The sequence below is a fragment of the Brevibacillus schisleri genome, assembly GCF_055685845.1.
This window is the reverse complement of record NZ_JBVNDM010000001.1, coordinates 6,526,156-6,552,530: the sequence shown is the minus strand read 5'-3', so window position 1 is coordinate 6,552,530 and position 26,375 is coordinate 6,526,156. Positions and strand designations below refer to the sequence as shown.

General features: G+C 50.0%; 21 protein-coding genes. 17 read left to right on the top strand and 4 right to left on the bottom strand.

Annotation, left to right across the window (positions count from 1 at the left end):
- Positions 1-20 precede the first annotated feature (20 nt).
- The 11 genes from ACUUHJ_RS30910 (at position 21) to ACUUHJ_RS30860 (ending at position 14,783) form a co-directional block, all read left to right on the top strand.
- Positions 21-1,112 (top strand): bifunctional phosphoglucose/phosphomannose isomerase, encoded by a 1,092-nt coding sequence (locus ACUUHJ_RS30910; protein ID WP_472300953.1) that lies wholly within the window; start codon positions 21-23, stop codon positions 1,110-1,112.
- Position 1,113: 1 nt separating this feature from the next.
- Entirely contained in the window at positions 1,114-2,058 is a 945-nt protein-coding gene (locus tag ACUUHJ_RS30905) for a 1-phosphofructokinase family hexose kinase (protein WP_472300951.1), read from the top strand.
- 28 nt (positions 2,059-2,086) lie between these two features.
- Positions 2,087-3,085, top strand: coding sequence for an ROK family protein (locus ACUUHJ_RS30900; protein ID WP_472300950.1), 999 nt, complete (start codon positions 2,087-2,089; stop codon positions 3,083-3,085).
- Positions 3,086-3,103: 18 nt separating this feature from the next.
- Positions 3,104-6,214, top strand: a complete 3,111-nt coding sequence (gene ebgA / locus ACUUHJ_RS30895) for a beta-galactosidase subunit alpha (protein ID WP_472300949.1) — start codon at positions 3,104-3,106, stop codon at positions 6,212-6,214.
- Positions 6,215-6,309: 95 nt separating this feature from the next.
- A complete protein-coding gene (locus ACUUHJ_RS30890) occupies positions 6,310-8,046 on the top strand; it encodes a cache domain-containing sensor histidine kinase (RefSeq protein WP_472300948.1) in 1,737 nt (578 codons plus the stop codon).
- Positions 8,018-9,211, top strand: a complete 1,194-nt coding sequence (locus ACUUHJ_RS30885) for a response regulator transcription factor (protein ID WP_472300947.1) — start codon at positions 8,018-8,020, stop codon at positions 9,209-9,211. Before ACUUHJ_RS30890 ends, ACUUHJ_RS30885 begins: the two co-directional genes overlap by 29 nt.
- 118 nt (positions 9,212-9,329) lie before the next feature.
- Entirely contained in the window at positions 9,330-10,628 is a 1,299-nt protein-coding gene (locus ACUUHJ_RS30880; RefSeq protein ID WP_289675254.1) for an ABC transporter substrate-binding protein, read from the top strand.
- 57 nt (positions 10,629-10,685) lie between these two features.
- Entirely contained in the window at positions 10,686-11,606 is a 921-nt protein-coding gene (locus ACUUHJ_RS30875) for a carbohydrate ABC transporter permease (protein ID WP_289678175.1), read from the top strand.
- Positions 11,603-12,415 (top strand): carbohydrate ABC transporter permease, encoded by an 813-nt coding sequence (locus tag ACUUHJ_RS30870; protein ID WP_082909882.1) that lies wholly within the window; start codon positions 11,603-11,605, stop codon positions 12,413-12,415. Before ACUUHJ_RS30875 ends, ACUUHJ_RS30870 begins: the two co-directional genes overlap by 4 nt.
- 30 nt (positions 12,416-12,445) lie before the next feature.
- A complete protein-coding gene (locus ACUUHJ_RS30865; protein ID WP_472300945.1) occupies positions 12,446-13,102 on the top strand; it encodes a YesL family protein in 657 nt (218 codons plus the stop codon).
- Positions 13,092-14,783 carry an amylo-alpha-1,6-glucosidase gene (locus tag ACUUHJ_RS30860; RefSeq protein ID WP_472300944.1) on the top strand — a complete coding sequence of 564 codons (1,692 nt, stop codon included), beginning with the start codon at positions 13,092-13,094 and terminating at the stop codon, positions 14,781-14,783. Before ACUUHJ_RS30865 ends, ACUUHJ_RS30860 begins: the two co-directional genes overlap by 11 nt.
- Positions 14,784-14,849: 66 nt before the next feature.
- Here ACUUHJ_RS30860 and ACUUHJ_RS30855 read toward each other — a convergent pair whose 3' ends face one another.
- From ACUUHJ_RS30855 to ACUUHJ_RS30845, 3 genes are read right to left on the bottom strand one after another with little or no spacing between them, the layout of a single operon-like run.
- The gene (locus ACUUHJ_RS30855; protein WP_472300943.1) at positions 14,850-15,572 is read right to left on the bottom strand and encodes an amino acid ABC transporter ATP-binding protein; all 723 of its coding nucleotides are present in this window, start codon (positions 15,570-15,572) and stop codon (positions 14,850-14,852) included.
- Positions 15,569-16,222 carry an amino acid ABC transporter permease gene (locus ACUUHJ_RS30850; protein WP_173611721.1) on the bottom strand — a complete coding sequence of 218 codons (654 nt, stop codon included), beginning with the start codon at positions 16,220-16,222 and terminating at the stop codon, positions 15,569-15,571. The genes ACUUHJ_RS30855 and ACUUHJ_RS30850 overlap by 4 nt, the downstream gene beginning before the upstream one ends.
- A 51-nt stretch (positions 16,223-16,273) precedes the next feature.
- Positions 16,274-17,059, bottom strand: coding sequence for a transporter substrate-binding domain-containing protein (locus ACUUHJ_RS30845; RefSeq protein WP_289675246.1), 786 nt, complete (start codon positions 17,057-17,059; stop codon positions 16,274-16,276).
- A 196-nt stretch (positions 17,060-17,255) separates the two neighbouring features.
- Here ACUUHJ_RS30845 and ACUUHJ_RS30840 point away from each other — a divergent pair, with 196 nt between their 5' ends.
- From ACUUHJ_RS30840 to ACUUHJ_RS30820, 5 genes are all read left to right on the top strand, one after another.
- Positions 17,256-17,957: a response regulator transcription factor gene (locus tag ACUUHJ_RS30840; RefSeq protein ID WP_472300942.1), complete on the top strand. Its 702-nt coding sequence runs from the start codon at positions 17,256-17,258 to the stop codon at positions 17,955-17,957.
- On the top strand, positions 17,950-19,041 hold the full coding sequence (locus ACUUHJ_RS30835; RefSeq protein WP_289675245.1) for a HAMP domain-containing sensor histidine kinase: 1,092 nt from the start codon (positions 17,950-17,952) through the stop codon (positions 19,039-19,041). Before ACUUHJ_RS30840 ends, ACUUHJ_RS30835 begins: the two co-directional genes overlap by 8 nt.
- Before the next feature lie 166 nt (positions 19,042-19,207).
- On the top strand, positions 19,208-20,476 hold the full coding sequence (locus ACUUHJ_RS30830; RefSeq protein WP_472300941.1) for an efflux RND transporter periplasmic adaptor subunit: 1,269 nt from the start codon (positions 19,208-19,210) through the stop codon (positions 20,474-20,476).
- Between the two features lie 12 nt (positions 20,477-20,488).
- The gene (locus ACUUHJ_RS30825) at positions 20,489-21,208 is read left to right on the top strand and encodes an ABC transporter ATP-binding protein (RefSeq protein ID WP_289675243.1); all 720 of its coding nucleotides are present in this window, start codon (positions 20,489-20,491) and stop codon (positions 21,206-21,208) included.
- Positions 21,205-22,386 (top strand): ABC transporter permease, encoded by a 1,182-nt coding sequence (locus ACUUHJ_RS30820; RefSeq protein WP_289675241.1) that lies wholly within the window; start codon positions 21,205-21,207, stop codon positions 22,384-22,386. The genes ACUUHJ_RS30825 and ACUUHJ_RS30820 overlap by 4 nt, the downstream gene beginning before the upstream one ends.
- A gap of 67 nt (positions 22,387-22,453) precedes the next feature.
- Here ACUUHJ_RS30820 and ACUUHJ_RS30815 read toward each other — a convergent pair whose 3' ends face one another.
- Positions 22,454-24,346 carry a serine hydrolase domain-containing protein gene (locus ACUUHJ_RS30815; RefSeq protein ID WP_472300939.1) on the bottom strand — a complete coding sequence of 631 codons (1,893 nt, stop codon included), beginning with the start codon at positions 24,344-24,346 and terminating at the stop codon, positions 22,454-22,456.
- A gap of 171 nt (positions 24,347-24,517) precedes the next feature.
- On the opposite strand from ACUUHJ_RS30815, the gene ACUUHJ_RS30810 reads away from it, so the two are divergent.
- Positions 24,518-26,347, top strand: a complete 1,830-nt coding sequence (locus ACUUHJ_RS30810; protein WP_472300938.1) for a response regulator — start codon at positions 24,518-24,520, stop codon at positions 26,345-26,347.
- The last annotated feature ends 28 nt before the right edge of the window (positions 26,348-26,375 follow it).

Below are 26,375 nucleotides of genomic sequence, written 5' to 3'. Positions count from 1 at the left end.
ATAGGAAGGGACGATTTTACATGCGTATAAACCTCGATGATGCCAAAGCGTTGCGCGAACTGGACACGATTTCTGCCCTGCAAGATACGGAAAGCTACGATGAACAGTTTAAAACAGGCCTAAAATTATCTGATAGTTTAGATGTATCTAATATTTCTGTTAAAATCGAAAATATTGTCGTGCTTGGCACTGGTGGCGGTTCGGCTGCGAGCGTCAATCTGATCAAGTCGTATTTGTTTGACGAGCTGCAAGTGCCACTTCAGTTAAATCAAGGCTACACCATTCCGGCTTTTGTGGATGCGAAAACGCTCGTCATCGTCGTTAGCCACTCCGGCAATACAGAAGAAGTCGTCAGCGGCTACGAAGCAGCTATCGCCAAAGGAGCACAGATCGCCGTCATTACGGCGGGCGGAAAAGTATTGGAGATGGCCCGTGAACACAATCATGCGTGTTTGCTCGTGCCGGGCGGAATGATGCCGCGGATCGTACTCGGCTACATTTTCCTGCCGATTCTCGCCATCCTGACGAAGCTCGGGCTGATTTCCGACAAGCGTGCGGAGGTCGAGGATACGATTGCCCTGTTCGAGGAGTGGAAGCACATCTACGGAACAGACTCTCCGATCGAGAAAAATGAAGCCAAACAAATCGCTATCGAGATGGATGGACGGATACCTGTCGTGTACGGAACGCTACCGTTTTTCGATGCTCCTGCATGGCGTTGGAAAAACCAGCTCGGGGAAAACAGCAAGCTGATGGCATTTTGGAACGCCATACCGAGCCTTCACCACGACGAGGCTGTGGGTTGGGATTCGCCGTCCGCGCTGCTGAAGGGCGTTCATTTTACACTCATTCGCGATCAGGAGGACAGCGAGAAGACGACCCAACGTGTAGAGATCAGCGCTGATATTTTGCGTGAGCGCGCTGGTGGGGTAAGAGTAGTTCATTCCCACGGCGTGTCTCGAATGGCTCGCTTGTTTTCTATCGTGTACTTGGCTGACTTCGTATCGCTGTATGCTGCTCTGATTCGCGGCGTCGATCCAACCCCTGTAGAAGTGATCAATTTGTTCAAACAAAAAATGGGGCAGCCGCTCGTTACTGTGCAGGTGAGATAACATGCTCGTAACGGTAACGCTGAACGCGGCCATCGATAAGACGTATCGACTCTCGCATTTTCGTTCTGGAGAGCTGCACCGCACGGCTGATGTACTGAGCTTGCCCGGCGGAAAAGGGATAAATGTAGCGCGTGTAGCGAAAGCATTGGGGCAGGATGTAGTCGCAAGCGGTTTTGTCGCTGGTCACAACGGGAGGTTCATTGTGGAAGGCTGCGAACGTGAGGGGATTACGTCCTCGTTTATCGAAACGAGCGGAGAATCCCGATTGTGTCTCGCTTTTCTCGACGATCAGGAGAAAACGGTGACAGAAGTGCTTGAACAAGGTCCTGCGCCCAGTGAAGAAGAGATCGGTCGCTTGCAAACGCGTTTGATCGAGCTGGCGGATCAGGCACAGTACATGGTTTTTTCCGGAAGCTTGCCAGGTGGCGTTCCAGCAGAAACATACGCTGCGCTCATCCGAAGCGTCGCCGGGAAAGGAACCGCATGCGTGCTCGATACGAGCGGCCAGGCATTGCTGGAAGGAATAAAAGCAACACCCGCGCTCATCAAGCCCAATCGACCGGAAGCGGAAGCGATTCTCGGATTTTCGCTGGATAGCGACGAGGCACGGTGCAGAGCGATACGCGAGCTACGTGAACACGGTGCCCAGCGAGTCCTTCTCTCGTTAGGGGAGGAGGGCGCGTGGTTTGGCGATGGTAAGGAGACGTGGCGTATTTCCGCGATCCCGTTAGCGGAATCCGAAGTGAAAAATACAGTGGGCTGCGGTGATTCCATGCTTGCGGGTGTCCTTGTCGGAATGCTGCGAGGCTTGGCTTGGCCAGATGCCATTTGGCTGGGGATGGCATGCGGCGCCGCGAATACACGGTCGTTTGGAGCGGGCATGATCACGCCCGACGATGTGCAGAGGTTGAGAAGTCAACCGATGCATGTAGAGCGAGTCGAGTAGAATAACTGGTTTAGAAGGGAGGAGTAGCATGCGCCATGTAATTGGCCTCGATGTCGGTGGTACGACAATGAAAGGGGCGGTCATGGACGAGAATGGGCGAATTCTCCTCCGGGCTGCCAAGGAGACAAAAGTCCATAACAACTTGCCTGTCTTGATCGAGCGAATGGCTGCCTTGATTAAAGAACTGCGGGATCAATCACCCGTTCCCATAGAGTCAGTAGGGATCGGATTCCCCGGTCCTTTTGATGCGGAAAATGGGATATCGGTTCACTCGCCCAACTTTCAATTACACCAGGCAGACTTGCGGACACCACTGGCGAAGCTGGTGAAACTGCCGCTTTTTTTTGAAAACGATTTACGGACAGCGGCTCTCGGAGAAGCCATGTTTGGTGCGGGTCGGGAGGTAAGTCACCTCATTTTCGTGCCACTTGGTACAGGGGTGGGGGCAGGGATTGTAAACGAAGGCAAGCTGGTTCGGGGCAGTCACGGATTCGCGGGAGAGATTGGTCATGTGCGTTATCCAGGGCTTATTGCTCCATGTAATTGCGGCAAGCTCGGTTGTGTGGAGACGGTCGCATCTGCTACAGGTATTGCCAGATTGGCCCGTGAACGCTTGGACAAGGAGCTCGATGCAAATCCGCGGCAAGCAAAAGCCTCTCCTCTGTTTACTCTGTGCGATGGGCAGCTTGAGCGGATAACGGCTGAGCAGGTGGCTACGGCAGTGGAACAAGGTGATGCGGTGGCGACCTGCGCATGGAACGAAGCGTGTGAAGTAACGGGCTGGGCTCTGTCTGTGTTGGTGAACGTGTGCAACCCACAACTCGTGGTGATTGGCGGTGGCGTCTGCCGGGCTGGGGAGCTTTTACTGGCCCCCGTTCAAGCGAGTGTACAACAGTACGCCATGGATGTCGTACACCAACAGACAAAGATCGTCTTGGCCGAGCTCGGTGCAGATGCAGGAATGCTCGGTGCTGGCGCCTTGGCCCTGCAAGCAACGAACAGGGAACAAGGAACCGTGAAATTGTAAAAAGAGGAGTGTACATCGATGCATCAACGGTATGACTGGGCAAATCATCAGCTGCTAGAGCGAAATCGCTTGGCGGCGCGGGCTTACTTTTTGTCTTACCCGGAAGAATCGGGAGCACTGACGTATGAAAGAGGCGCGACACCGTGGTTTCAATTGTTGAATGGGCATTGGCAGTTTGCTTACGCAGAATCACCACTGCGTGTGCCGGATAACTTTTTTGCCGCCGATTACGATGCGACGGAGTGGGCGCGAATTCAGGTGCCGGGGCATTGGCAGCTGCAAGGGTACGGGAAACCGCATTACACGGACTTGTACTATCCGTTTCCGGTCGATCCGCCGCATGTGCCGTCAGATAACCCGACAGGCTGCTATTTGCGAGAGTTTACCGTAGCGTCTGGGTGGAAAGATCAGCAGGTGATTCTGCGGTTTGAAGGGGTCGACAGCGCTTTTCATGTGTGGCTGAACGGAAAGGAAGTCGGCTATAGCCAAGGAAGCCGCTTGCCATCTGAGTTTGATGTGACGGAGCTGTTGCAGGAAGGCAGGAATCGCTTGGCTGTTCAAGTGTACCAATGGTCGGACGGTACATATGTAGAGGATCAGGATATGTGGTACTTGAGCGGGATTTTTCGGGATGTTTCCCTAATTGCCAGACCGAAGCTGCATGTGAGAGATCTGGCAGTCGTGACTGATCTGGATGATGAATACCGCCATGGTGTGCTGCGTGTACGTGTCCATGTAGAAAACAGTTCCGCAGCTGCCTATGACAGGGTGAGCGTGACCGCTAAGCTGCTGGATCAATCCGACACGCTGATCGCTTCGCTAACTAACACCGAGGCAGGCGTTCTGGTATCCGGACAGGAAAAGATCGTGACCTTGGAGCTTCCGGTACAGGAACCGAAAAAATGGTCGGCGGAGGAGCCGAATCTGTATCACCTGCTGCTTGGAATTGAGCAGGGGTCGGGCGAAAAGACAGAAGTCATCCCGATTCGCGTCGGCTTCCGACGTATTGAAGTAAAAGGAAACAACTTCTACGTGAACGGTGTAGCGATTCGCCTGAACGGCGTGAACCGCCATGATCATCATCCCGATCTTGGGCGAGCAGTCCCGTATGAAACGATGCGTGAAGATGTGCTCATGATGAAGCGTCACAACATCAACGCTGTTCGTACCGCGCATTATCCGAATGATCCGCGTTTTTACGATTTGTGCGACCAGTACGGATTGTATGTCATGGACGAAACCGATTTGGAGACACATGGCTTCCAGTTAACCGGCAACATCAGTCAGCTGAGCGATGATCCAGAGTGGGAGCAGACATACGTAGAGCGCATGGAGCGCATGGTGGAGCGCGACAAAAACCATCCGTCGATCATCATGTGGTCGCTTGGCAACGAATCCGGCTTTGGCTGCAATTTCCGGGCTATGGCCGCTTGGTGCCGACAAGCGGACCCGACTCGCCTCATCCACTACGAGGAGGATCGCGAGGCAGAAGTGTGCGACGTATTTTCCACCATGTACTCCTCAGTAGAAAAAATGATTCAGCACGGTGAAAATGAACATCTGCAAAAGCCGCATATCATGTGCGAGTATGCTCATGCCATGGGAAATGGACCCGGTGGCTTGCGCGACTACGCCAATGTGTTTGACAAATATCAACGCTTGCAGGGCGGTTTTGTGTGGGAATGGATTGATCACGGCTTGCGCCAGTATACGCCGGATGGGCGAGAGTATTATGCCTACGGAGGCGACTTCGGGGACTACCCGACGAATGGCAACTTCGTCATCGATGGACTGATTCGTCCAGATCGCACCCCATCCCCAGGGCTGCTCGAATACAAAAAAGTGATAGAGCCGATCGTCGTTGAAGCAACTGATCTAGAAAGCGGGCTCGTCACCATTACGAATCGCTATGATTTCCGCACGCTTGCGCACGTGAGAATGGTTTGGCGTGTGACTGCAGACGGACAAGTGGTGCAGAGCGGCACGCTGTCGCTACCACATACAGAAGCAGGAAGTCGTACCAATGTAGCTGTTCCGTATACCTTGCCTAAGCAGGTGCAGGATCGAACCGACTACTGGCTGACGCTCTCCTTTGTGCTGGACCAAGATGAGAGCTGGGTACAGGCTGGACATGAGCTGGCTTGGGCACAATTTGCCTTGCCAGTGACCGCTGCCCAACAGGATACGGCCGCTTCCTACCAGCCTGTGTTCAGCAGAGTAGATGCGAGAGAAAAGAAAACGGACGTGACCCTTACAGGAGCAGATTTTCAGTTCGTTTTTGACAAAGTGAGCGGTGTGCCGACGAGCTGGGTGTTTGCGGGTAAGGAGCTGTTGGTGGCAGGACCTCGCCTCACGTTTTGGCGCGCTCCGATTGACAATGACATGTACGTAGTGGAAGAGTGGCGCAAGGTATACCTCGATCGTTTGCAAAACCGGGTGGAGCATGTAAGCATCCAGCAGGATCGAGAAGATCGTGTGGTCATTACCTGCGATGTGCGGATTGCTCCACCAGTATACGACTGGGGTTTTGCATGCCGCTACACGTATACCGTGTTCGGAAATGGCGAAGTGCAGGTAGATGTTCAAGGCACACCCAAAGGTACCCCGCCAGCAATGCTGCCGCGAATCGGTTTGAAGCTATTGGTTGCCAAAGATATGGAGCGCGTCTCGTGGTATGGTCGCGGCCCGGGAGAGGCGTATATCGACAGCAAGGAAGCCAATTGCATCGGGGTGTATCATGCGAGTGTGGATGAGCTGTACACGCCGTACGTGTTCCCGCAGGAAAATGGCAATCGCACGGACGTCAAATGGATGTCGATCACGGATCAGCGAGGCATTGGACTTTTCGCGATGGGTCAACCGACCTTGGAATTTAGCGCACTTCGCTATGATACGGATGATCTGGAGCAAGCAAAGCACACGACAGATCTCGTAAAACGAGAGTATGTCACACTGCATCTCGATTATCGACAAAACGGGTTGGGTAGCAATAGCTGCGGACCTAAGCAATCCGAGCAGCATGCCTTGCGTCCAGAGGAGTTCCAATTCCAGATGAGGCTAACTCCTTTTTCGAAGGATACGATTTCTCCGGTTCAGCTGTATAAGCGGAATTTGAATTTGTGTAACTAACCGCTGATTGCTCTCGAAGGCATCGCCGAAACGTTGTACAATCTAGCTAAAGATCGAATAGTGCAACTAATCGGAATACGGTGGTGGTTTGTCACATGAAGTCATGGTCGCTCTTCCCGCGCAGAAGCATTCATGCCAAGCTGCTCGCTTTTATGCTGATTGCAGCCATTATTCCGCTGATTACTCTGGGGAGTATGGCGTATTGGAAATCGTCGATGGTCGTTCGCGAGCAATTTAGCAAGTCAGGCGAGTATATCGCGACACAGCTGCAAATCCAGATCGACAACTACCTGAGTCAAATGAGATACATGGCCTATGACATCAATACGTACGTGTCTGACCCGACATTGGTCGTTATGCGGGAGGAACAACCGAAGACCTACACAGGCTTCCTGGAACAAAAAAACTTCGAGCGATACCTGGGGGCGCACCGAAACCTTGATACAAAAGGCATTTTTATCGTGACGCCCTCCGGTTATTTTTTCGGGGAAAATGTCATCAATGGACAGGATCTGATGCGGGAATCGTGGTGGAGAGCACTGCCCACCAAGCTGGATGAGGAGCGATGGATCGGCTTTTACACGCCCAGGCATTATGTCGGGTTTCAGGATGAGGCGGAGCTGCGGAATCAGGAGAAGGTGCTCGGTCTGGTCGTTCCCGTTCTCAGCGGTTATGGCGTGTTGAAGGACAGCCGGATTTTGATCGAGATGAAAGCAGGCAAGCTGTTTCAATTGTTTTCCCAGTTGGAAAAGGACATGAGTGCGCATGTGACGATCACAGCCAAAAATGGCGAGTTGATTTACCAGACTGCGGGTACGTTCGTCCAGCAAGAGAGCGATATCGTCTGGAACAAACCGCTGGAGTCCAACAACTGGATGATACAGGTGCGCTTGCCGTACGAGCAAATGAACCGCTCTGCGGAAGTGATTCAATCCTTCTTTATCGCGGCGCTGATTCTTTCGGCAGTGCTTGCCCTTCTTTTGGCTTATTTATTTTCCAGACGGATTACAGGCAAAATCAAACGACTGCAAGAAACGATGCGGCTGGTAGGAACAGGCGAGCTACAAACTCGCGCAGAGGTAGATACAGAAGACGAGCTGGGGCGATTAGGGGTGAGCTTTAACCAAATGGTGAGGCGGATTCAGACGTTAATCGCCGAGGTGAGTCGAACCGAGCAGTTGAAAAAGGAAGCAGAGCTGCGAGCCGTTCACTACCAAATCAATCCGCATCTATTGTTCAATACACTCAATTCGATCCAGTGGAAAGCGAGATTATCTGGTGCCAATGAAATTGGCAATATGCTCTATCATCTCATCAAAGTGCTGGAGGGCAATCTCGACATCACGCAGGAGCTCGTCCCGTTGGAAAAGGAGCTACAAACCGTCGAGCATTTTCTGCAAATCCAAGAGCTGCGGTACGGACCTGTTTTTCAATTTGAACAGACCGGAGTAGAAGCTTGCCGCCGCTATTTAATCCCGCGAATGACTCTTCAGCCGCTTTTGGAAAACATCTTTTTCCACGCATTCGAAGATGGGCATGGAACGATCCGGATCAGTGTCAGTGAAAAAGAAGGGCTTGTGACGCTGTTGTTGCAAGATGACGGCGCAGGAATTGTGCCCCAGCGATTGGCTAAACTTCTCGATCCTGATCTGGAGCGTTCTAGCAAGCGAGGGCTCGGCGTGTACAACGTCGATCAGAAGTTCAAGCTTCATTTCCGTATGGAGCACGGCATGAAGATTTCATCTGTCAGAGGAGAAGGAACCACAATTCAAATCATGTGGCCGAAAAGGGAGGAAATTCCTGATGAACATCAAGGTAATGATTGTGGATGATGAAGTGCTGGTGCGAAGAGGACTGAAGGCAATGGTGCCATGGAGTCGCTATGGGATGGAAGTGGTAGCCGATGCACCGAATGGTCGGAAAGGCTGGGAGGCATTCCTGCAAATACAGCCCGAGCTGGTGATTACGGACATCGTTATGCCAGAAATGGATGGGCTGGAGCTTTGCAGGCGGGTGAAGGAGCACGCACCACAAACAAAGGTGCTTCTGCTCAGCTGTCACCGCGATTTTTCTTTTGCCCAGCAGGGAATCTCTCTCGGGGTGTCGGGATATTTGTTGAAGACCGAGTTCCAGGATGAGGAATGGGGTACGTTGTTGGAAAAGCTGCGGACTGAGTTGGCAGGCGAGTGCGCGCGACCTGAAAACATTCGTGAACGCCCTGATGAATGGAAGCGGGAATTCGGTGCGTGGTTGACTGGCTTGAGCCTGGATTTCGAGCAAAGCTTGTCCTCCCTCCTGCAAACACATTGGTCGTGGATGAACGATTCCATGCGTGTATGGCTCTTGGAAGGGATGGGCAGTGAGAACCGGGAGGAACAGGAGCGGGCATGGGTAGCAAGTGAGCTGGAAGGCGAATGGGAATGGCTTGCATGTGGCGATATTCGTTTTTTGCTGACCCCGGCAAGTACTGGCAGACAGGTAGAATCCTTGCTCGTGGAATGGAAGCTGGCTGGAAAGGTGACGAGCTGGGAGACAGCAAGCCCGTTTGCTGGACTCGAACCGTGGATTCAGACGGTACGAATGCTCTACCAGCGCACGGAGCGGGCGCGCAAGTACGGCGTCATTCAAGACCCATGGCAGGAACCGATCAAGCAGGCTGTTCATTACGCACTCGATCGTCTGGATACGCCATTGACCGTTAGTGAGGTAGCTTCACAGGTGGGACTGAGCCGCAGTCATTTTAGCGTGATGTTTAAAAAGGGAGTGGGCGAGAGCTTTGGGGAGTTCCTCGACAAGCGCCGGGTAAAAATGGCCCGGGGGATGCTGGATGAAACAGCTCTGTCCATTCAGGAGGTAGCGGAGCGAGTCGGTCTTCCTGACCCGAAATACTTCAGCAAATGGTTTAAAAAATATACAGGAATGACCCCGAGTCACTACCGTTTCAAACAAAAGGAGGAGTCCAGTCGAACAATCGTCCACTCCACCGCGCAAACCTGATCAGAACGAAAAAAAGGAAACAAATTCACGCACTATTGCGAACAATTAGCGGTTTCACCGTTTTTTCCCCTTCATTAAAATAAAGAAAAATGAGGGGTAAATCTAGGGGGGATCACAGATGAGAAAGGTTGCGTCAAAATGGATGGCAACTGGCATGGCACTTCTTTTGGCCGTCGTAGCTGGTTGCTCACAAGCCCAGCCAGCAGGATCAGACGGCACGTCTAGTAGCACAGGTACGACAACGCCAGCGTCGTCTGATAAAAAGGAAACGGTTACATTGCGTTTCGCGACATGGGATACGGACCAAATGCTGAAGATCCAACAAGATATCGCGAAACAATTCGAACAGAAAAATCCAGGTGTGAAGGTACAAGTCGAGGCATATGCAGATGGTTTTGATCAGAAGCTGGTAGCGGCATTCGGAGCCAAAAATCCGCCGGATGTCATGTACATGTGGGATTTCCCCACGTATAACGCCTCGCTCGAGCCATTGGATGAGTACGTAAAGAAGGACCCATCAGTGGCAATCGACGACTTTTACCAAGGCCTCTTAAACTATAATCGATTCGATGGAAAATTGTTCGGACTCCCAGCGGGCTTCTCGACGCGGGTCGTCTTCTATAACAAAAAGCTGTTTAACGAAGCAAATGTACCACTTCCGACAGACGACTGGACGTGGGAGGATTTCAAATCGGCAGCCAAACAGCTGACCGTTCGCGAAAAGAAGCAGTACGGCTTCGCTGTTCGTTCGGAGCCGGATACGTACGATTTGCAGCAGTTCGTGTGGAGCAACGGCAGCAGCTTCATCAGCCCTGATGGAAAAGCCATCGAAGGCTACATGAACAGTAAGGAAACAGCAGAGGCCCTGCAAATTTTCAGTGATTTGGCGAAGGACAAGAGCGCTTTGCTCGTCGGTGGAAAAAACCAGCAAAGCGGCAACGACTTGTTCAAAGCAAGCAAGCTCGCGATGTATGACAACGGCGTATGGTCGCTCGAGTCGTACAAGAAGGCGAATGTCGATTTTGGTACGGTCGTGATGCCGCAATTCCCTGGTAAGCCTGGCAAGGGAGTCATTGCAACCTCCTCAGTATCGATCGCCAAGGATTCCAAAAACAAAGAACTGGCTTGGGAGTTTTTGAAGTTCTTCGTTTCCAGCGATGCGATCAAGATGCGTACATCTGATTTGCCTGTGCGTATTAGTGTCGTACAAGAGAAGAAGCTTGATCAAGACCCGCTCTACGCGCCGTTCTATAAGACATTGGAGCAATCGACTGACACGCCAGCCTTCCTGTTGAATCCGCATTGGAACGAAATCAACCGGAACCTTTCCGCAGCGGTCAATGCGATCATGATGGGACAAAACGCCGAGGAATTACTGAATAAGGCAGTCAAAGACTCCCAGAAATTCTTGAAATAACGGGAAGGGGTCAGGAAATTGAATACAGAGAGCGTTGTGACACACAAACAGCCTGCCATGACCGTTCAACCGAAAAAACTCAGGGGAAGGGCGTTTCTTACGCCCTATCTTTTTATCTTGCCTTGGATTCTCGGCTTTCTCGCTTTTACGCTGGGACCAATGCTGTTTTCGCTCGTCATGAGCTTTTTTGATTGGCCTGTCGTTGGTGAGGTTACGTTCGTCGGCTTGGACAATTACATCAATATGTTTACGGATGATCCATTGTTTTGGCAATCGCTCTGGGTCACGATTAAATTTGCGCTGTTGTTTGTCCCGTTGAATTTGTTCATCGCGTTGTTTTTGGCGATGATGCTGAATCAGAAGGTAAAAGGCAGCGGCTTTTTCCGCACAGTGTTTTACTTGCCGAGCGTGATTTCCGGTGTGGCGCTGGCGATGATCTGGGCGTGGGTATATGACGGAGAATACGGTATTTTCAACTATTTGCTCAGTCTGATTGGGATTACAGGTCCAGATTGGCTAAACGATACGTCGTGGGCACTCGTTGCCATGGTAATCGCTAGTTTGTGGGGGCAAGGCTCCATGGTATTGATTTTCCTGGCGGGGCTCAAAAGCATCCCGGAGAGCTTGTATGAAGCGGCTTCGATTGATGGGGCAGGGGCGGTGCAAAAGTTTTTCCGCATTACACTGCCGATGGTCAGCCCTACGATTCTGTTTAACCTGATTATGACGATCATTAGTGCGTTCCAGCAGCTGAGTCTAGCACTCTTGCTCACAGGAGGCGGACCGTTACAGTCTACGTATTTCTATGCCATGTACGCGTATGACAACGCCTTCAAATACTTCAAGATGGGGTATGCTTCGGCGAACTCCTGGTTTATGTTCGTGATCATTTTGGTATTGACCTTCCTCGTATTTAAAACGTCCGGCAAATGGGTGTACTACGAGGGCGACAACCGCAGGGGAGGGGAAGAAGCTTGATACGCAAAACGATCGCTTATGCGAGCTTGATCTTTTTCTCTTTCCTGTTTCTCGCACCGTTTTACTGGATGATCTCTACTGCGCTCAAGTCGGACGCTGAGATTTTGCAGTATCCTCCCAAATGGATTCCGGATGTGCTGCATTGGGAGAACTTCGGGAATGCGTGGATGTCGCAGCCGTTTGATCTGTATTTGGAAAACTCGTTGACGGTGACGATCCTGACTACGATTGGGCAGTTGATATCGTCTTCGCTGGTCGCGTACGGCTTTGCCCGGTTCACGTTTAAAGGAAGAGACTTCCTGTTTATGGTCGTTCTAGCGACGATGATGATTCCGTGGGAAGTGACGATGATTCCGCTGTACATGGAGTTCAACTATCTGGGCTGGATCAACACACTCAAGCCGTTGATTGTGCCGTCGTTCTTTGGATCAGCGTTTTATATTTTCCTCATGCGACAGTTTATTTTGACCATTCCTCGTGAGCTGGATGAAGCGGCGCGTATTGATGGTGCGGGTTCATTTCAGATTTACGCTCGGATTATTATGCCGTTGATGATGCCTGCTCTGATTTTGGTGAGTGTATTCAACATCTTGGGTACATGGAACGACTATTTGGGTCCACTCATTTTCTTGAATGACCAAAGTCAGTACACGCTGACGCTGGGACTGGCGCAATTTAAAGGGATGTATGAAGTAGAGGCTACCGGGCTGATGGCGGTAACGCTCCTGATCTCGCTTCCGCCGTTACTCCTCTTTTTCCTCGCACAACGATATATCGTAGATAATTCAGCTGGTGTTGCTATTAAGTAAGAAGCTATCAAGTAAGGAGGGAGAACCACAGTGGGGAATCGGGCGAAGTGGGAAGGCTGGGCATGGTCATTTCATCAATTTGGTGAGCGATTGTTGCGGATGGCGGCAGCGCATTTCATGTGGGTGGCGTGCGCGCTCTTGGGAGGCATCGTTTTTGGAATCTTTCCAGCGACAGCTGCTCTACACGACGTACTTAGCGGCAAGTGGAATGACCGTGGGCTGCCGTCCGCCTTCTGGCATGCTTTTCGCCACTATTTCTGGAGAAGCCAATGGCTTGGCGCAGGGACGGTGCTAACGGGGGCAATCCTGTGGGTCGATGTGGTGTTTTTCCTTCGCATGGGCTCTCTGTGGGGGCTCTCGTTCGCGGCTGTTTTTGCGGGGATTGGATGCTTGCATGCGGCTACCACTTGCAACGCTTTTTCCCTGCTTATTCGGGAGGATGCGGACGTGAAGCGGACGCTCAAGCAGTCGTTTTGGCTAGTCGCGGCCTTTCCGTTGCATTCGCTCGTCACGATGGGAGGCTTGCTTCTTCTCTTGATTTTCTTGCTGGCGATTCCCGTTTTGCCGATCTTGTTGGGAGCGAGCCTGCCTGTCTGGTGGATGAATGCCAGAATGAGCCGCCTGCTGGAAAAGCGCGATCGTACACGATCGACGAAGCAACCTCGAGGTGAGACATATGCTGTTTGATTTAGGATTGGTTCCTTTTACCCGATACGGGTCGTATCTCGTACTCTCGCGACTGGGTAACGCCAAGCGAAAAGAAGGACTATATTTGCGCAATATCCGTGGAGGAGACAACCACGATGGTGCGATTTTTCGCATAGAAATGGTAGCCGATGGTTTGGCAGTTCCGTTTGAAACGGAGGCTACGCCAACCTTGCTGCGTCTGTACGGGGATAAAGGCGAAGTGAAGCTGTGCATGAGCGAGCCGCAGCTGGTGCAGGTACGTGGTCAAGGGGTTGGTTTGCGAATGGTGCTCGAATCGACGGCAGCAGATTATGCGATTCAAGCTGGAGCCGGATGCTGGGAAATCAATCACTTTTCCACGGAAATTCGCTTGAGAGTGACTCCGCTTGCCGGATCACTTGTGGTCAACCCTACGAAGGCATCGCGTGAACAGCAAGTCACAATAACCTTTCTTCCCGACGAGGAAACGGGTGTATTGGAAGGCGTATTGGAGGAGTTCCACACGGTATGGAAGGAGCGCAGCTACCCTGCCTTTGCTGATGGATGGGAGCAGGTAAAAAAAGAGTACGACGACTGGCTGGAACGGACACTCTCTGTATCTGAGGGGCATGGCGAATGCTTGAACGAAGCAAGAGAACTCGCGGCATACATCACCTGGTCTTGTGTGGTGAGACCCGAAGGCTACCTGCCACGGCCTGCGATGTACATGTCCAAAAACTGGATGACAAATATCTGGAGCTGGGATCATTGCTTCAATGCGATGGCACTGACGCGAGCAAACTTGCCGCTAGCGTGGGATCAGCTCATGATTTTTATCGACAGGCAGGATGAAAGTGGTGTCTTCCCCGATTTTATCAATGATCGGTATGCGTTGTGGAATTGCTGCAAGCCTCCGATTCACGGCTGGACGCTGCGCTGGATGCTGGATCGGAACGATGCGATTACAAACGAGATGCTGGAAGAGGTGTATGAGCCGCTTTGTCGCTGGACCGATTGGTGGTTCCGTTACCGCGACGATGATCAGGACGGGATTCCGCAGTACAATCACGGCTATGACTGCGGTTGGGACAACAGCACGATTTTCCTTGAGGGGGCGCCGATTGAAAGCCCCGATTTGCCTGCGTATTTGATTCTGCAAATGGATGTGCTGGCGGATTTGGCGAATAGACTGGGTCGTCCCGAAGAGGCAACGAGGTGGCAGGAAAAGGCCGAAATGACGCTGCAACGACTGCTGGAGAAGCACTGGAATGGCGAAAACTTCTTCGCGACCCACTCCGGCAGCGATCAGCCCACCCAAGGAGACAGCTTGATCCGTTATATGCCTCTCGTGCTTGGCGAAAAGCTGCCGCAGCACATCCGGGCCAAGCTGATTGTGGACTTGCAGGAGCGGTTTTTGACAGAGAATGGACTGGCTACGGAGAGTCCAGCCAGCTCCTTCTACCGCGCTGATGGCTACTGGTTAGGCCCGATCTGGGCGCCAGTGACGATGCTCTTGGTCGATGGATTGCGGCAAGCAGGCGAAGTCGCGTTTTCTCAGGAGATTGCCAGACGTTTTTGCCGAATGGCGGCGCGCAGTGGCATGGCGGAAAACTTCGATGCGCTGACAGGTGATGGACTGAGAGACCGGGCCTTTACGTGGACGTCCAGTGTGTTTTTGATGCTGGCGCATGAGTATGTGTAAGGTAGTTTTATAGGAAAAAACAAGCGGGCATGATGGATGAAAAATCGCATCATGCCCGTTGCTTGTCTATAGCACTTTACTGAGAAATGCCTTGGTTCTCTCATGCTGGGGATTGTCAAAAATCTCGGCAGGTGTGCCTTCTTCGACGATGTATCCGCCATCCATGAAAATCACGCGATCGGCTACTTCACGGGCAAAGCCCATCTCATGTGTAACCACGACCATTGTCATTCCTTCTTTGGCCAAATCCTTCATCACCTGAAGAACCTCTCCGACCATTTCTGGGTCGAGTGCAGAGGTAGGCTCGTCGAACAGCATGATGTGAGGGTCCATGGCGAGCGCACGTGTAATGGCTACGCGCTGCTGTTGACCACCAGACAATCGATCGGGATACACGTCTCGCTTGTCCGCCAAATCCACTTTTTTGAGGAGTTGCAGCGCCTTTTGTTCATTTTGCTGACGCGCTGAATTTTTGACGTGCTTGGGCGCAAGCATGATGTTTTCCAAAACAGTGAGATGCGGGAAGAGATTGAACCGCTGAAACACCATGCCGACACGCTCTCGCAGCTTGTTGATGTCGACTTTGGGGGAAGTAACCTCTATGCCCTCAATGGTGACTTTGCCAGATGTTACTTCTTCCAACTGGTTCAGGCAGCGCAGAAACGTACTTTTTCCCGAGCCGGAGGGACCAATGACGCAGACAACTTCACGATCTTTAATGGTAGTCGAGATGTCTTTTAAGACTTCCAACGAGCCAAAGCTCTTTTTCAAATTCTCTACATGAATCATTTCGCATACCTCCTCTCAAGGGAACGGGACAGCAGACTGAGGATGTAAATCATCAGGAAATAGAAGACCGCTACTACAGCCCAAATTTCGAATGAGCGAAAGTTGCTAGAAATGATAATCTCACCACTGTTCATCAGCTCACGGATACCAATGACCGTTAAGAGCGAGGTGTCTTTTAGCGTCACGATGAATTGGTTGACGAAAGCAGGAATCATGCGGCGAACAGCCTGAGGCAAGATAACCAGGCGCATGGCTTTTCCGTGGGATAGTCCGAGGGAGCGAGCAGCTTCCATCTGTCCTTTATCGATAGAGAGAATCCCTCCGCGAAAAATTTCAGCCAGGTACGCTCCGGCATTGAGGCTGAGTGCTAGAATACCTGCGGTTGTCTCTGGAATTTTGATATCCAGGACAGGCGGCAATCCAAAATAAATAAAGAAGATTTGAACCAACAGCGGTGTGCCGCGGAGAAAGTCAACGTAAGCGGTTGCAATGCCACGAAGTATTTTGGAGCGGCTGGTGCTCATTAAGCCAAAAAGCAATCCGATCAAGAGAGCGAAAAACAGAGAAATGACCGTTATTTTTAACGTGACCACAGAGCCTTGGGCCAAGACAGGAAGTGCGTCGACAATGACATCCCAACTACTGCTCATTTGGACAACTCCATTCTTTCTAAGGTGAAAAAAAGGCGCGTCTTGCGCCTTTTACTTTTTCGTGCTCAAGTATGTGTTGATGATTTCGTCGTATTTCCCGTTCTCTTTCAGCTTTTTCAGACCAGAGTTGAGTTTGTCTTGCAGCTCTTTGTTCCCTTTTAAAACTGCGATGCCGTAGTGGTCACCATTGAGACGGTCACCTACAATTTTCAGCTTGGAAGCAGGGTCTACCGTAATTTTATAAGAGATAACCGGATAGTCCTCGATGGTTACATCAGCATTGCCGTTTTGAACCTCTTGGAACATGGAAGGGCTATCGTCGAAGTATTTGACAGTCGCTCCGTACTTTTGCCCGAGCTCATCAGCAAAGGTCGCGCCAGTCGTGCCTTTTTTGATCGCAATCGTTTTGCCAGCCAAATCTGCCTCTCCATTGATCGTTGTGTTGTCCTCACGTACGACCAAGGAAAGACCTGCTTGATAGTAAGGTTCAGAGAAATCTAGAATTTCTTTGCGCTTATCATTCATGCTGATCCCCGCAATGGCACCGTCCAATTGCTTCGCTTGAACAGCTGGAATGATTCCTTTGAAGTCCATCGGCTTAATTTCTACCTCAAAGCCCTCTTCTTTGGCAATTGCATTGATCAGGTCGATGTCAATTCCTACGTATTTTCCGTCTTTTTCAAACTCAAAGGGTGGGTATGTTGCATCTGTACCAAACACGTACTTTTTTGCACCGGATTGCCCGGATGTTGAGGCAGCCTGATCTGTGCCAGTGCCACACGCACTTACCGTAAGTGCCAACAAACCAGAAACCACAGCAAACATTAGTTTTTTCATAAATTACCCCCAAGTATATTTATGTTAGATATGATATGGACATGAATATAGTAATATAGAAAAGTCTGCAAAGTCAAAACAAACTGAAAGTAATTATTATCCATAATTGTATGAACGAGCTCTGTGTACGATAACAGAAAAGTTAGTTCATACCTGCTATAATGGTAGGAAATGTATACAAGGGATGGGAAAAACGATGAAGCACGTCACCATATTGATCGCCGACGATGAAGCGGAGATTGCGGAGCTCGTTGCCTTGCATGTGAAAAAAGAAGGTTACCACACAATTATTGCAGCGGATGGAAAGGCAGCACTCCAAGCTGTGCAGACGCATTCGATTGATTTGGCGATTCTCGATATTATGATGCCTGGACTGGATGGCTACGAGGTCACCCGTCTCATTCGTGAACAGCACAATATGCCGATTATCTTTTTGAGTGCCAAGACGTCCGATCTGGATAAAATTTCGGGATTGGTGATGGGCGCAGATGATTATATGACCAAGCCATTCAATCCAATGGAATTGGTCGCTCGTGTGAATGCCCAGCTGCGACGCTTTAAGCAGCTGAATCAACCAGCAGTAGCAGTAGCGAGTAACAAGGTTTTAGAGGTAGGGGGACTTGTCATTTATCCAGAGGAGCGAACTGTGAGCCTGTACGGAGAAACGATTGAGTTAACACCGAAAGAGTTTGATATTCTCTACCTGCTGGCAAGATACCCAAAGAAGGTGTTTAGTGCAGATAATATTTTCCAGATGGTGTGGGGCGAAGCGTACTATGAAGGTAGCAATACAGTCATGGTGCACATTCGCACCTTGCGAAAGAAGCTGGGAGAAGAAAAAACGAAAAACAAGTGGATCAAAACGGTTTGGGGAGTAGGGTATTCCTTTCATGGCTAAGATGATACGGAGCTTTCGGTTCCAAATGGTCAAGCTTCTGGGCCTAAGTCTGCTTCTATCTGGTTCGGTAACCTATGTGATCTTTAAAGCGCTACAGTTTTACTATCGATCACAGGTGAAGATGGAAAGCATTTTAGCGCCGATTCGCCAGTTTATGCGAGAAATAGGGGACATTTACTTCTTTCTGATTATTTTTGTTCCACTAGCCATACTGTTTTTCTTCTTGCTAACCAAACGGTATGCCGTCTACTTTCAGGAGATTTCCAGAGGAATTCATCATCTTGCAAACGGCGACTTTACCCATCATGTTCAAATACCGTCAAACGATGAGTTTGGAGATATTGCCAAGGACATCAATCTGGCGGGTGAAAAGTTGCAAGAAGCCGTACAAAGAGGAGATTTTGCCGAAAGCAGCAAAGATCAGTTGGTTTTAAACCTGGCGCATGACCTGCGGACGCCACTGACTTCTATTTTAGGGTATTTGGACATCATTTTGCGGGACGAGCAGTTAACGGTGGAACAAGCCCGACATTACACGAATATTGCTTTTACCAAGTCGCAGCGTTTGGAAAAGCTGATCGATGAGCTTTTCGAAATTACGAGAATGAACTATGGCATGCTCACCATCCAACAGAACATGATTGACCTCAGTGAACTGCTCATGCAGTTAAACGAGGAGCTATATCCTTCCTTGGAGAAAAATCAGTTGGAAACGAGAATGAATGTGGCGTCACGATTGACGGTTTGCGGGGATGGCGAGCTCTTGGCACGCGTTTTCGAGAACATCATGACGAATGCCATCCGTTACGGGCACGATGGTCAGTTTGTTGACATCAACGGTTTTCTTGCGGGTGACCAGGTCGTTGTGCAGATTATCAATTATGGTCACGAGATTCCCCCGGAAGATCTGCCGCATCTTTTCGAGGAGTTTTACACAGGTGACAAGGCCCGAAGCCATCAAAACGGAAGCACAGGTCTCGGGCTATTTATCGCCAAAAATATCGTCGAGCGCCACGAAGGGACGATTTCTGCCGAGAGCAATTTGATTCGTACGATTTTCGAAGTGCGCTTACCTTACAAATAGACTCCCTCACTTTAAAAAAATTTAAGTTTTACCCCACTTTTTCTTTTAACAGTTTTCCTTATCCTGATCGGGTGACGAGCCGGGGTGGAAACTGCGAAGGAAGAAGTGGGGTTTTTTGATTGGCTAAAAATGATCGGGGTTTAAAGTTTTTGGGGAGGTAAGGAATATGAAAAAACGTTTGTGGATCTGGCTGGGTGTGGGCGTGGGCGTGCTTGTGGCCGGGTTCGGTGGCTATGCAGCTTCTTCGGGAGAAAAGAAGAATGGCACTACTGTCACGTTATCAACGGTGGTAACGGCCGATTTGGAAAGCACGATTTTGACGTCGGGCCTGGTCAAAGTACGAAATGAACATACATTGTTCGCTAACTATGCAGGCGAATTGCGGAATTTCTCCATCAAGGAGGGAGACAAAGTGACGAAAGGGCAGGTGATCGGCAATATCGACATGTCCGATGTCAGCAATGAAATCATGGATATCGAGGCACAGATCACCATTCAAGAAGCGAATATCGCAAGGCTCTCCAAAGGTGTGGAAACTGAGGAAGTCACGAAAATGCAAGAGCAGCTTGCCCAGCATGAACGCGAATACCAAACGGCATTAAAAGATTACCAGCGAACGCAATCGCTGTTTACCGCAGGCGTGTCTACCCAACAGGCTGTAGAGGAGGCGAAGCAAAAGCTACAGACCGCAGAATCAAGAGTAAGGGTCGCGAAGCAAGATTTACTTTTGAAGCAAAAAGGGCCAGACAAGGCAGAGATTCGCTCCTACGAGGCGCAAATTCAAAAGCTGAATTTGGAAAAAGCAAAATATGAAAAGCAACGTGTGCAAAGCAGCATCGTGTCTCCGATTGACGGAACGGTGCTCTCGATGAAGGTGAAACAAGGGAAGTACCTAAGTAAAGGCGAGGAAATTCTCACGGTTGGAGATACCAATGATGTTATGGTCGAAGCAGCAGTTGGAGAATCTGACTTGCGTAAAATCAAAATCGGACAGGATGCGGTGGTCTCAGGCATTTCCTTAGGCGGAGAACAGTTGCAAGGTAAGGTGTTGCGCATATCTCCTATGGCTGTAACCAGCAAAGAGCCGGGTGGAGAGAGTACGGGAGTGCCGGTCGCTGTCCATATAAATGAGACAAGGGAGTATTTGAAGCCAGGTTTTCACGTGGATGTGAACATCGTCCTGCAAAAAGCAGCAAACGCCATGCAAGTCCCCATTGAGGCAGTCGTGACAGATCAAGATGGATCTTCTTTTGTCTGGGTAGCGGAAAATGGCAAGGCCAAGAAGAAAAAAGTGACGACTGGAATTGAAAGTGAATTGTTTATCCAAATTGAAAGCGGATTGGATGGCAGTGAAGAATTGGTAGCGAATCCACCGGAAACCTTGCAAGAAAATGAAGTGATCTTCCAAGCATCTCCCGAAGAGTTTGCGGGGTAAAGGAGGATACATATGCTGAACATTGAGGGGTTAACCAAACAGTACAAGACGGATGAGCTGGAGCTGTTCGCTTTGCAAAATATCAATATCCACGTAGCTCAAGGTGAATTCGTGGCGATCGTGGGACCTTCTGGTTCCGGAAAATCGACGTTTATGAACATGCTGGGTTGTCTGGATCGGCCAACCTCCGGATCGTATGTCTTGGATGGAATTGATGTTACGCAGTTGAAGGATAGTGGGCTGGCGCAGGTACGCAATCAAAAAATCGGCTTTGTCTTTCAATCGTTTCATCTGTTGCCACGTGCTACTTCGCTGCGAAACGTAGAGTTGCCGATGATGTATGCGGGCGTCGGCATGACAGAACGCAAAAAAAGAGCGAAAGCGGCGTTGCAGCGTGTCGGACTTGCCCAGCGGATGGATCATAAACCAACGCAGCTGTCCGGCGGTCAAAGACAACGGGTAGCTATCGCCAGAGCGTTGGTTAACCAGCCAGCCATTTTGCTTGCTGACGAGCCGACAGGGAATCTGGACAGTCGTTCCAGCATCGAGATCATGGCGATTTTTCAGGAGTTGCATGCGCAAGGGGTAACGATTCTGCTCGTCACGCACGAGGCGGATATCGCTCAGCATGCCGAGCGCGTCATTACGTTTCGAGATGGTCATATCATCCGAGATGAGCGAGTGGAGAAGCGCTTGTTTGCTACTCCGTCCGAGGAGGTGATCCTCACGTGAATTTACTCGAAAGCTTTCGTACGGCTCTGGAAGGGATTGGGACAAATAAGCTCCGAGCTACCTTGACGATGTCTGGGATCATCATCGGAATCATGTCTGTTATTGCCGTGATTACACTAGGAAACGGCAGTCAACAGGCCTATACTGATCAGTTGGAGAAGCTGGGTGCTACTAATTTCAGCGTTACTGTTTGGTGGGGCCAAGGAAGCAAGATTACTGATTTGACAGTGGAGGATGCTTATGCACTTCCCCAACAATCGCCCTACATTGAAGAGGCCGTGCCGTTCACAAGTCTTTATGGAACAATTCGTGGCCCGAAAAAGGGGAAGGACGCAAGTATACAAGGAACAAATGAGGATCTGTTAAAGGTTCAACCCAACTTGAAACTAGTTGCAGGCAGATATTTTACTGCGAAGGAAGTAAGAGAGGGGAAGCCGGTTATCGTTTTAACCGAAAAGTTAGCGGCAGGGCTTTTCGGACGTGAAGACCCGATTGGCAAGCGTTTGACTTTCAAAGCAGCATCAGTCGTCGTTATTGGCGTGGTAAGGGAAGCCAAGCTGATGATTGACGATGGTCGATCCGAGGGTGCTTATATGCCGATTACCTTTCTGCACAATATGGACGGGTACAAGTACGTTCATACGATAACTGTAAAAGCCAAGTCGAAGGAAACGATGGAAGCAGCCAAGAAGCATACAGAGAAGTACTTAAACCGCAGGCACGATCGCGAAAACTACTACCAAATCGATAGTATCGAGAACGCACTGGGGGAGATGGATTCCTTTTCCGGCACGCTCACCACGATTTTTAGTGTCGCAGCCGGGATTGCGCTGTTTGTCGGTGGGATTGGCGTCATGAACATCATGCTCGTATCCGTCACGGAGCGGACGCGGGAAATCGGCATTCGCAAAGCGTTAGGGGCCCGTTACGGAGATATTATGCTGCAGTTTTTGATTGAGTCGCTGATCGTCTGCCTGATTGGTGGAACGATTGGCGTGCTGCTCGGCATCGGGACAGCCATGTTTGCCTCGAAATATGTCGATGTGCCACCGTTATTATCGTGGGAAAGTATCGTAATCGCTTTTGGGTTTTCCAGTGTCATCGGTATTTTCTTTGGGCTCTATCCGGCTCATAAGGCAGCTAGGCTCCATCCGATTGACGCGTTGCGATATGAGTGAGGAACGAAAAAAATGACTAGCAGAATTCGCCGCTAGTCATTTTTCTATTAGTCCCGAACTCGGAGTCCTATGAGTAATGAATCGAAAGAAAGTTCCAGTAAAATAAATAGCCAGTATACAGGATGGAAAGTATCGCTGCTGCGCTATTCACTACCTTCCAGCGAGCGCGCTCCTTGGATGTTCCGATTCGCAGGAGTAAATAAGCGGCGGCGGCCAACGAAACAATCGGTAGGGATGCGACAACGAATTGGTAAAAGACCGGGTAGCCATAGACAAGCTCTGCGTTTGCATAGGTGAATTGGATGATAAAAAACAAGCTATGAAGCAGAGCCATAATCGGAACGACCTTCGAAATAGCGTGCGATTGTTTGCGCCATTTGCGTAGCCCGAAACGAGCGATCCAGACGAGCGAAAGAAGGATGAACACGATTCCGGGAATCACATATAGAGCCAGGAGAACAGGCGGACTTTCGATGAAGGAGATACGAGGGAGCGAAAAGTTCATCGGTCCTGTCATATAAAATTTTCCTTGTTCTTCGTGAAAATATAGCTGTTCCTCACCGTTGATCTCTTGAAAGAAATGATCGTCTACCTGCACAAACTTTTTCTCAAGGGATTGCTGTCCTTCATTTTGGAATAAACCAGTCACGGATATCGTCTGCCCATCTAATGCCTTCACTGTGTAAGGGTAGCTATTAAGCAGCCGAAGCCCTTTGCCCCAGCCATTCTCGGGCGTCAGGGTAAGCAGATATTGACCTTCCAGCTTTTTCATTTCGTCTATGGTGCCATCAACAGGAGTTATGGGCTTGCGGACTTGCTCTGTCAGTAGCTTGTCGGTAAACGCGTTCACGACCTTGCCGTGTAGCTCCAAGCCCGGATGCGTGGCGTTCACCGCAACAAAGATGCCGATTGATTCTGAGGGAATCAGCACCATTTTTGAGATAAAGCCATCAATCCCACCGTTTGCCCATAGGGTAGGAATGCCGTTTTTCGTCTCTCCTTTAAAAAAGCCATAGCCGACCCCGTACATGCGCTTATGGGCCGCGAATTGCTGGGCATGCATGCTCTGGACAGTTTCTGGTTTGAGCAGAGATGTGCCGTTATAGCTGCCGCCAGAAAGATGGGCGATCATATAGGGGGCGAAGTCAACTGGTGTCATATTAGCGGCACCACTCCCTGGGAAAATAATCCCCGAGTAAGGAATCGTTTGATAGCCGTTTCCGTCGTAATAATAGCTTTTAGCCAGATTGCTCTTGTCCTCTGGGAGATACAATTCGGCGGAATCCATACCTAGCGGGCGGAAGATATTCTCCCGCATATAGTCATGCAAAGATTGACCGGAAGCTTGTTCGATTACACTTCCTAACAATCCGGTGCCCGCATTACTATATTGAAATTTGCTGCCTGGCGTGAAAATCGTCTCCTGCATCTGAAGCGTTTCATTTACGGGCTCGGTCGAGAATTCTGGTATCACACTCTCGCGGTTGTCTCTTTTATAAATTTTTTCATCTATACCGGCTGTATGTGTGAGCAGGTGGTGGAGTGTGATCGGTCCGTAACGATTATTGGTAATTTTGTAGTCCTTTAGGACGGTATTCAAATCTTCGCGTAAGGAAAGCTTGCCTTTTTCCACGAGTTGCATCGCTGCAGTAGCAGTAAACGACTTGGTCACGGAACCGATTCGAAACACCGTACGCTCAGGATCAACGGGGATTTGCTGTTCGACGTCGGCAAAACCATAGCCTTTTTTAAAAATGATGCGGTCTCCCTGGGTAATGACAATGGCTGCGCCCGAGATATGCAAGTTGTTCATTTCATTTTTCATGACGGGATCAACTACTTGTTCGATGGAAAGAGCAGTAAGAGGGGAGCGAGCATTGACCACAGATAGGGGCTGTATCAGCATGAGGCAGGATACGAGCAGAACGGCAAACCATTTTCGTAAAGCAAATAATGTCATGTTTCATCACCTTTCGCGTTTTGCGTCAGTCAATTGTTGTAAGCCAGCGACAGGGATGAGTATAGGACGATGAGTGTCACGGTGAGAAGTCACAGAATGTCATTGCTTATCGTGATAGTAGCTGATCGTCATCTGATACTATAATGGAGAGAAAGTTAGGGTGTAGATGAGGTGTGCCAATTGCTTGCATTTGTTAAACGATGGTTATGGGTCGACTGGATGATCTTCACCATCCACTTTATGTGGGGATTGACGATTATTCTCGGTTTTGTCCGCCATCACGATCAATTGCCTTATCCGATAGTGTTTACATGGATCGTTTTGTTCTTCGTGCTTGTCGTCCCCAGTTGTTTGCGTCGATACTCTCGTAACCTATATTTGTTCGCCGAGATTTTTTTGAGTGGAGGCTTGTGTATTGCCTTGAACTTCTTTTTTGAAGGAGTAAGATGGCAGTTTATCCCCATCGCTTTTCTCATCGGGTATCACAGTGTGGAACGATCTTATCGCTGGACGGGACCATTGGCGATTTTGGCGATTCCGTTTCTTGTGGGCGAGGCAATTGGGTTTGATTTCGAGCCAATAGTCGTAAGTGATCTAATAGTGTACCATTTCGCGGCATATGCGCTTGGTTTTGCCTTTCAATTGCTTAGCCATATGCATAAGCAAGGCTTGATCATTCAACATCAGAACCAAATATTGGAGCAATACACTTCCCAGGTGGAGGAAATCACGCTGCTGGAAGAACGGAACAAAATGTCCAGAGAGCTGCATGACACGATCGGGCACACGATGACATCGCTTATTATGGGGATGGAGATGCTTCGGTCTAAAATACCAGATGCGGAGGCTAGTCGGCTGGACATGCTTTTACGGATGGCCCGACAAGGTTTGGACGAGTCCAGAGGGATTTTCCACAAGTGGGCTCAGAATGGCTATGAATCTGCTACGACGATGGAGTCCGCCTTCGTTGAATTGATCGAGCAATTTCAAGTGGCTACAGGGGTGTCCGTCAAGCTGCGTATGTACGGTGCTGAGTATGCGTTGAGCCGTTCCATAAAGCTGACTTTGTACCGCTGCTTGCAAGAAACACTGACCAATGCTGTGCGACACGGAAAAGCATCACAAGTTCACGTGGGGCTTTACTTTGAAGAAGCCCAGATCCGGTTGCAGGTCGAAGATAATGGGCAAGGAAATGGGACAATCGAATTTGGCTTTGGTCTGCAATCGATGAAGGAAAGGCTGGAAGCACTTCAGGGACGATTATCGATCCATTGTATGGACGAAGGAGGTGTGACGGTCATTTGTAGTCTGCCAGCTATGCAGGCTGTACCAAGTGCAGGCATACGTATCCTGATCGTCGATGATCAGCCCTTTGTGAGGGAAAGCTTGCAACTCGTTTTACAGAATCAGCAAGATTTGCAGGTGGTCGGGGTCGCAGAGAACGGCTTCATGGCACTGGACATCATTCCAAAAGAAAAGCCCGACGTCGTACTTTTGGACGTTCAAATGCCTGTCATGGACGGGGCGAAGACACTGCAAGCGATACGTGAGCGGTGGCCGGATATGCGTGTCATTATGTTGACGACCTTCGAAGAAACAGCCCTTGCGGCAGAAACGCTAGGGAGAGGCGCGAATGGCTACTTGTTAAAATCGGTAAGTCCGATCGAGCTGGTAGAGGCGATACGAGTGGTTCATCAGGGTGAAGCATTGATTAACTATAAGATTGCGGATGTCCTTTTCAAAGAAATGCGCTTGCAGCAAGAAGAGCTGAATGGACTTCGCCAAAAGCAAGGGCGCGAGTGTCCCTATGGGCTGACGGAACGGGAAAGAGGCATACTGACCTCGTTAGTAGAGGGGCTTCGCATGAAAACAATCGCGGAGAAAATCTTTCTTTCTGAAGGAACGGTGCGCAATTGCACCACAGTGATTTATGCAAAATTGGGTGTTAAGAATCGCGAAGAGGCTGTTAAAAAAGCACGAGACGAAGGGCTTACTGGTTAGATGACCAGATTTTCTGGCTAGTTATGGT

What these genes read in the sequence shown, in the direction of transcription:
- ebgA (WP_472300949.1), top strand. Translation starts at nt 3,104, where the DNA reads ATGCATCAACGGTATGACTGGGCAAATCATCAGCTGCTAGAGCGAAAT.
- ACUUHJ_RS30905 (WP_472300951.1), top strand. Translation starts at nt 1,114, where the DNA reads ATGCTCGTAACGGTAACGCTGAACGCGGCCATCGATAAGACGTATCGA.
- ACUUHJ_RS30910 (WP_472300953.1), top strand. Translation starts at nt 21, where the DNA reads ATGCGTATAAACCTCGATGATGCCAAAGCGTTGCGCGAACTGGACACG.
- ACUUHJ_RS30890 (WP_472300948.1), top strand. Translation starts at nt 6,310, where the DNA reads ATGAAGTCATGGTCGCTCTTCCCGCGCAGAAGCATTCATGCCAAGCTG.
- ACUUHJ_RS30830 (WP_472300941.1), top strand. Translation starts at nt 19,208, where the DNA reads ATGAAAAAACGTTTGTGGATCTGGCTGGGTGTGGGCGTGGGCGTGCTT.
- ACUUHJ_RS30880 (WP_289675254.1), top strand. Translation starts at nt 9,330, where the DNA reads ATGAGAAAGGTTGCGTCAAAATGGATGGCAACTGGCATGGCACTTCTT.
- ACUUHJ_RS30835 (WP_289675245.1), top strand. Translation starts at nt 17,950, where the DNA reads ATGGCTAAGATGATACGGAGCTTTCGGTTCCAAATGGTCAAGCTTCTG.
- ACUUHJ_RS30855 (WP_472300943.1), bottom strand. Translation starts at nt 15,572, where the DNA reads ATGATTCATGTAGAGAATTTGAAAAAGAGCTTTGGCTCGTTGGAAGTC.
- ACUUHJ_RS30875 (WP_289678175.1), top strand. Translation starts at nt 10,686, where the DNA reads ATGACCGTTCAACCGAAAAAACTCAGGGGAAGGGCGTTTCTTACGCCC.
- ACUUHJ_RS30815 (WP_472300939.1), bottom strand. Translation starts at nt 24,346, where the DNA reads ATGACATTATTTGCTTTACGAAAATGGTTTGCCGTTCTGCTCGTATCC.
- ACUUHJ_RS30840 (WP_472300942.1), top strand. Translation starts at nt 17,256, where the DNA reads ATGAAGCACGTCACCATATTGATCGCCGACGATGAAGCGGAGATTGCG.
- ACUUHJ_RS30885 (WP_472300947.1), top strand. Translation starts at nt 8,018, where the DNA reads ATGAACATCAAGGTAATGATTGTGGATGATGAAGTGCTGGTGCGAAGA.
- ACUUHJ_RS30845 (WP_289675246.1), bottom strand. Translation starts at nt 17,059, where the DNA reads ATGAAAAAACTAATGTTTGCTGTGGTTTCTGGTTTGTTGGCACTTACG.
- ACUUHJ_RS30860 (WP_472300944.1), top strand. Translation starts at nt 13,092, where the DNA reads ATGCTGTTTGATTTAGGATTGGTTCCTTTTACCCGATACGGGTCGTAT.
- ACUUHJ_RS30825 (WP_289675243.1), top strand. Translation starts at nt 20,489, where the DNA reads ATGCTGAACATTGAGGGGTTAACCAAACAGTACAAGACGGATGAGCTG.
- ACUUHJ_RS30850 (WP_173611721.1), bottom strand. Translation starts at nt 16,222, where the DNA reads ATGAGCAGTAGTTGGGATGTCATTGTCGACGCACTTCCTGTCTTGGCC.
- ACUUHJ_RS30900 (WP_472300950.1), top strand. Translation starts at nt 2,087, where the DNA reads ATGCGCCATGTAATTGGCCTCGATGTCGGTGGTACGACAATGAAAGGG.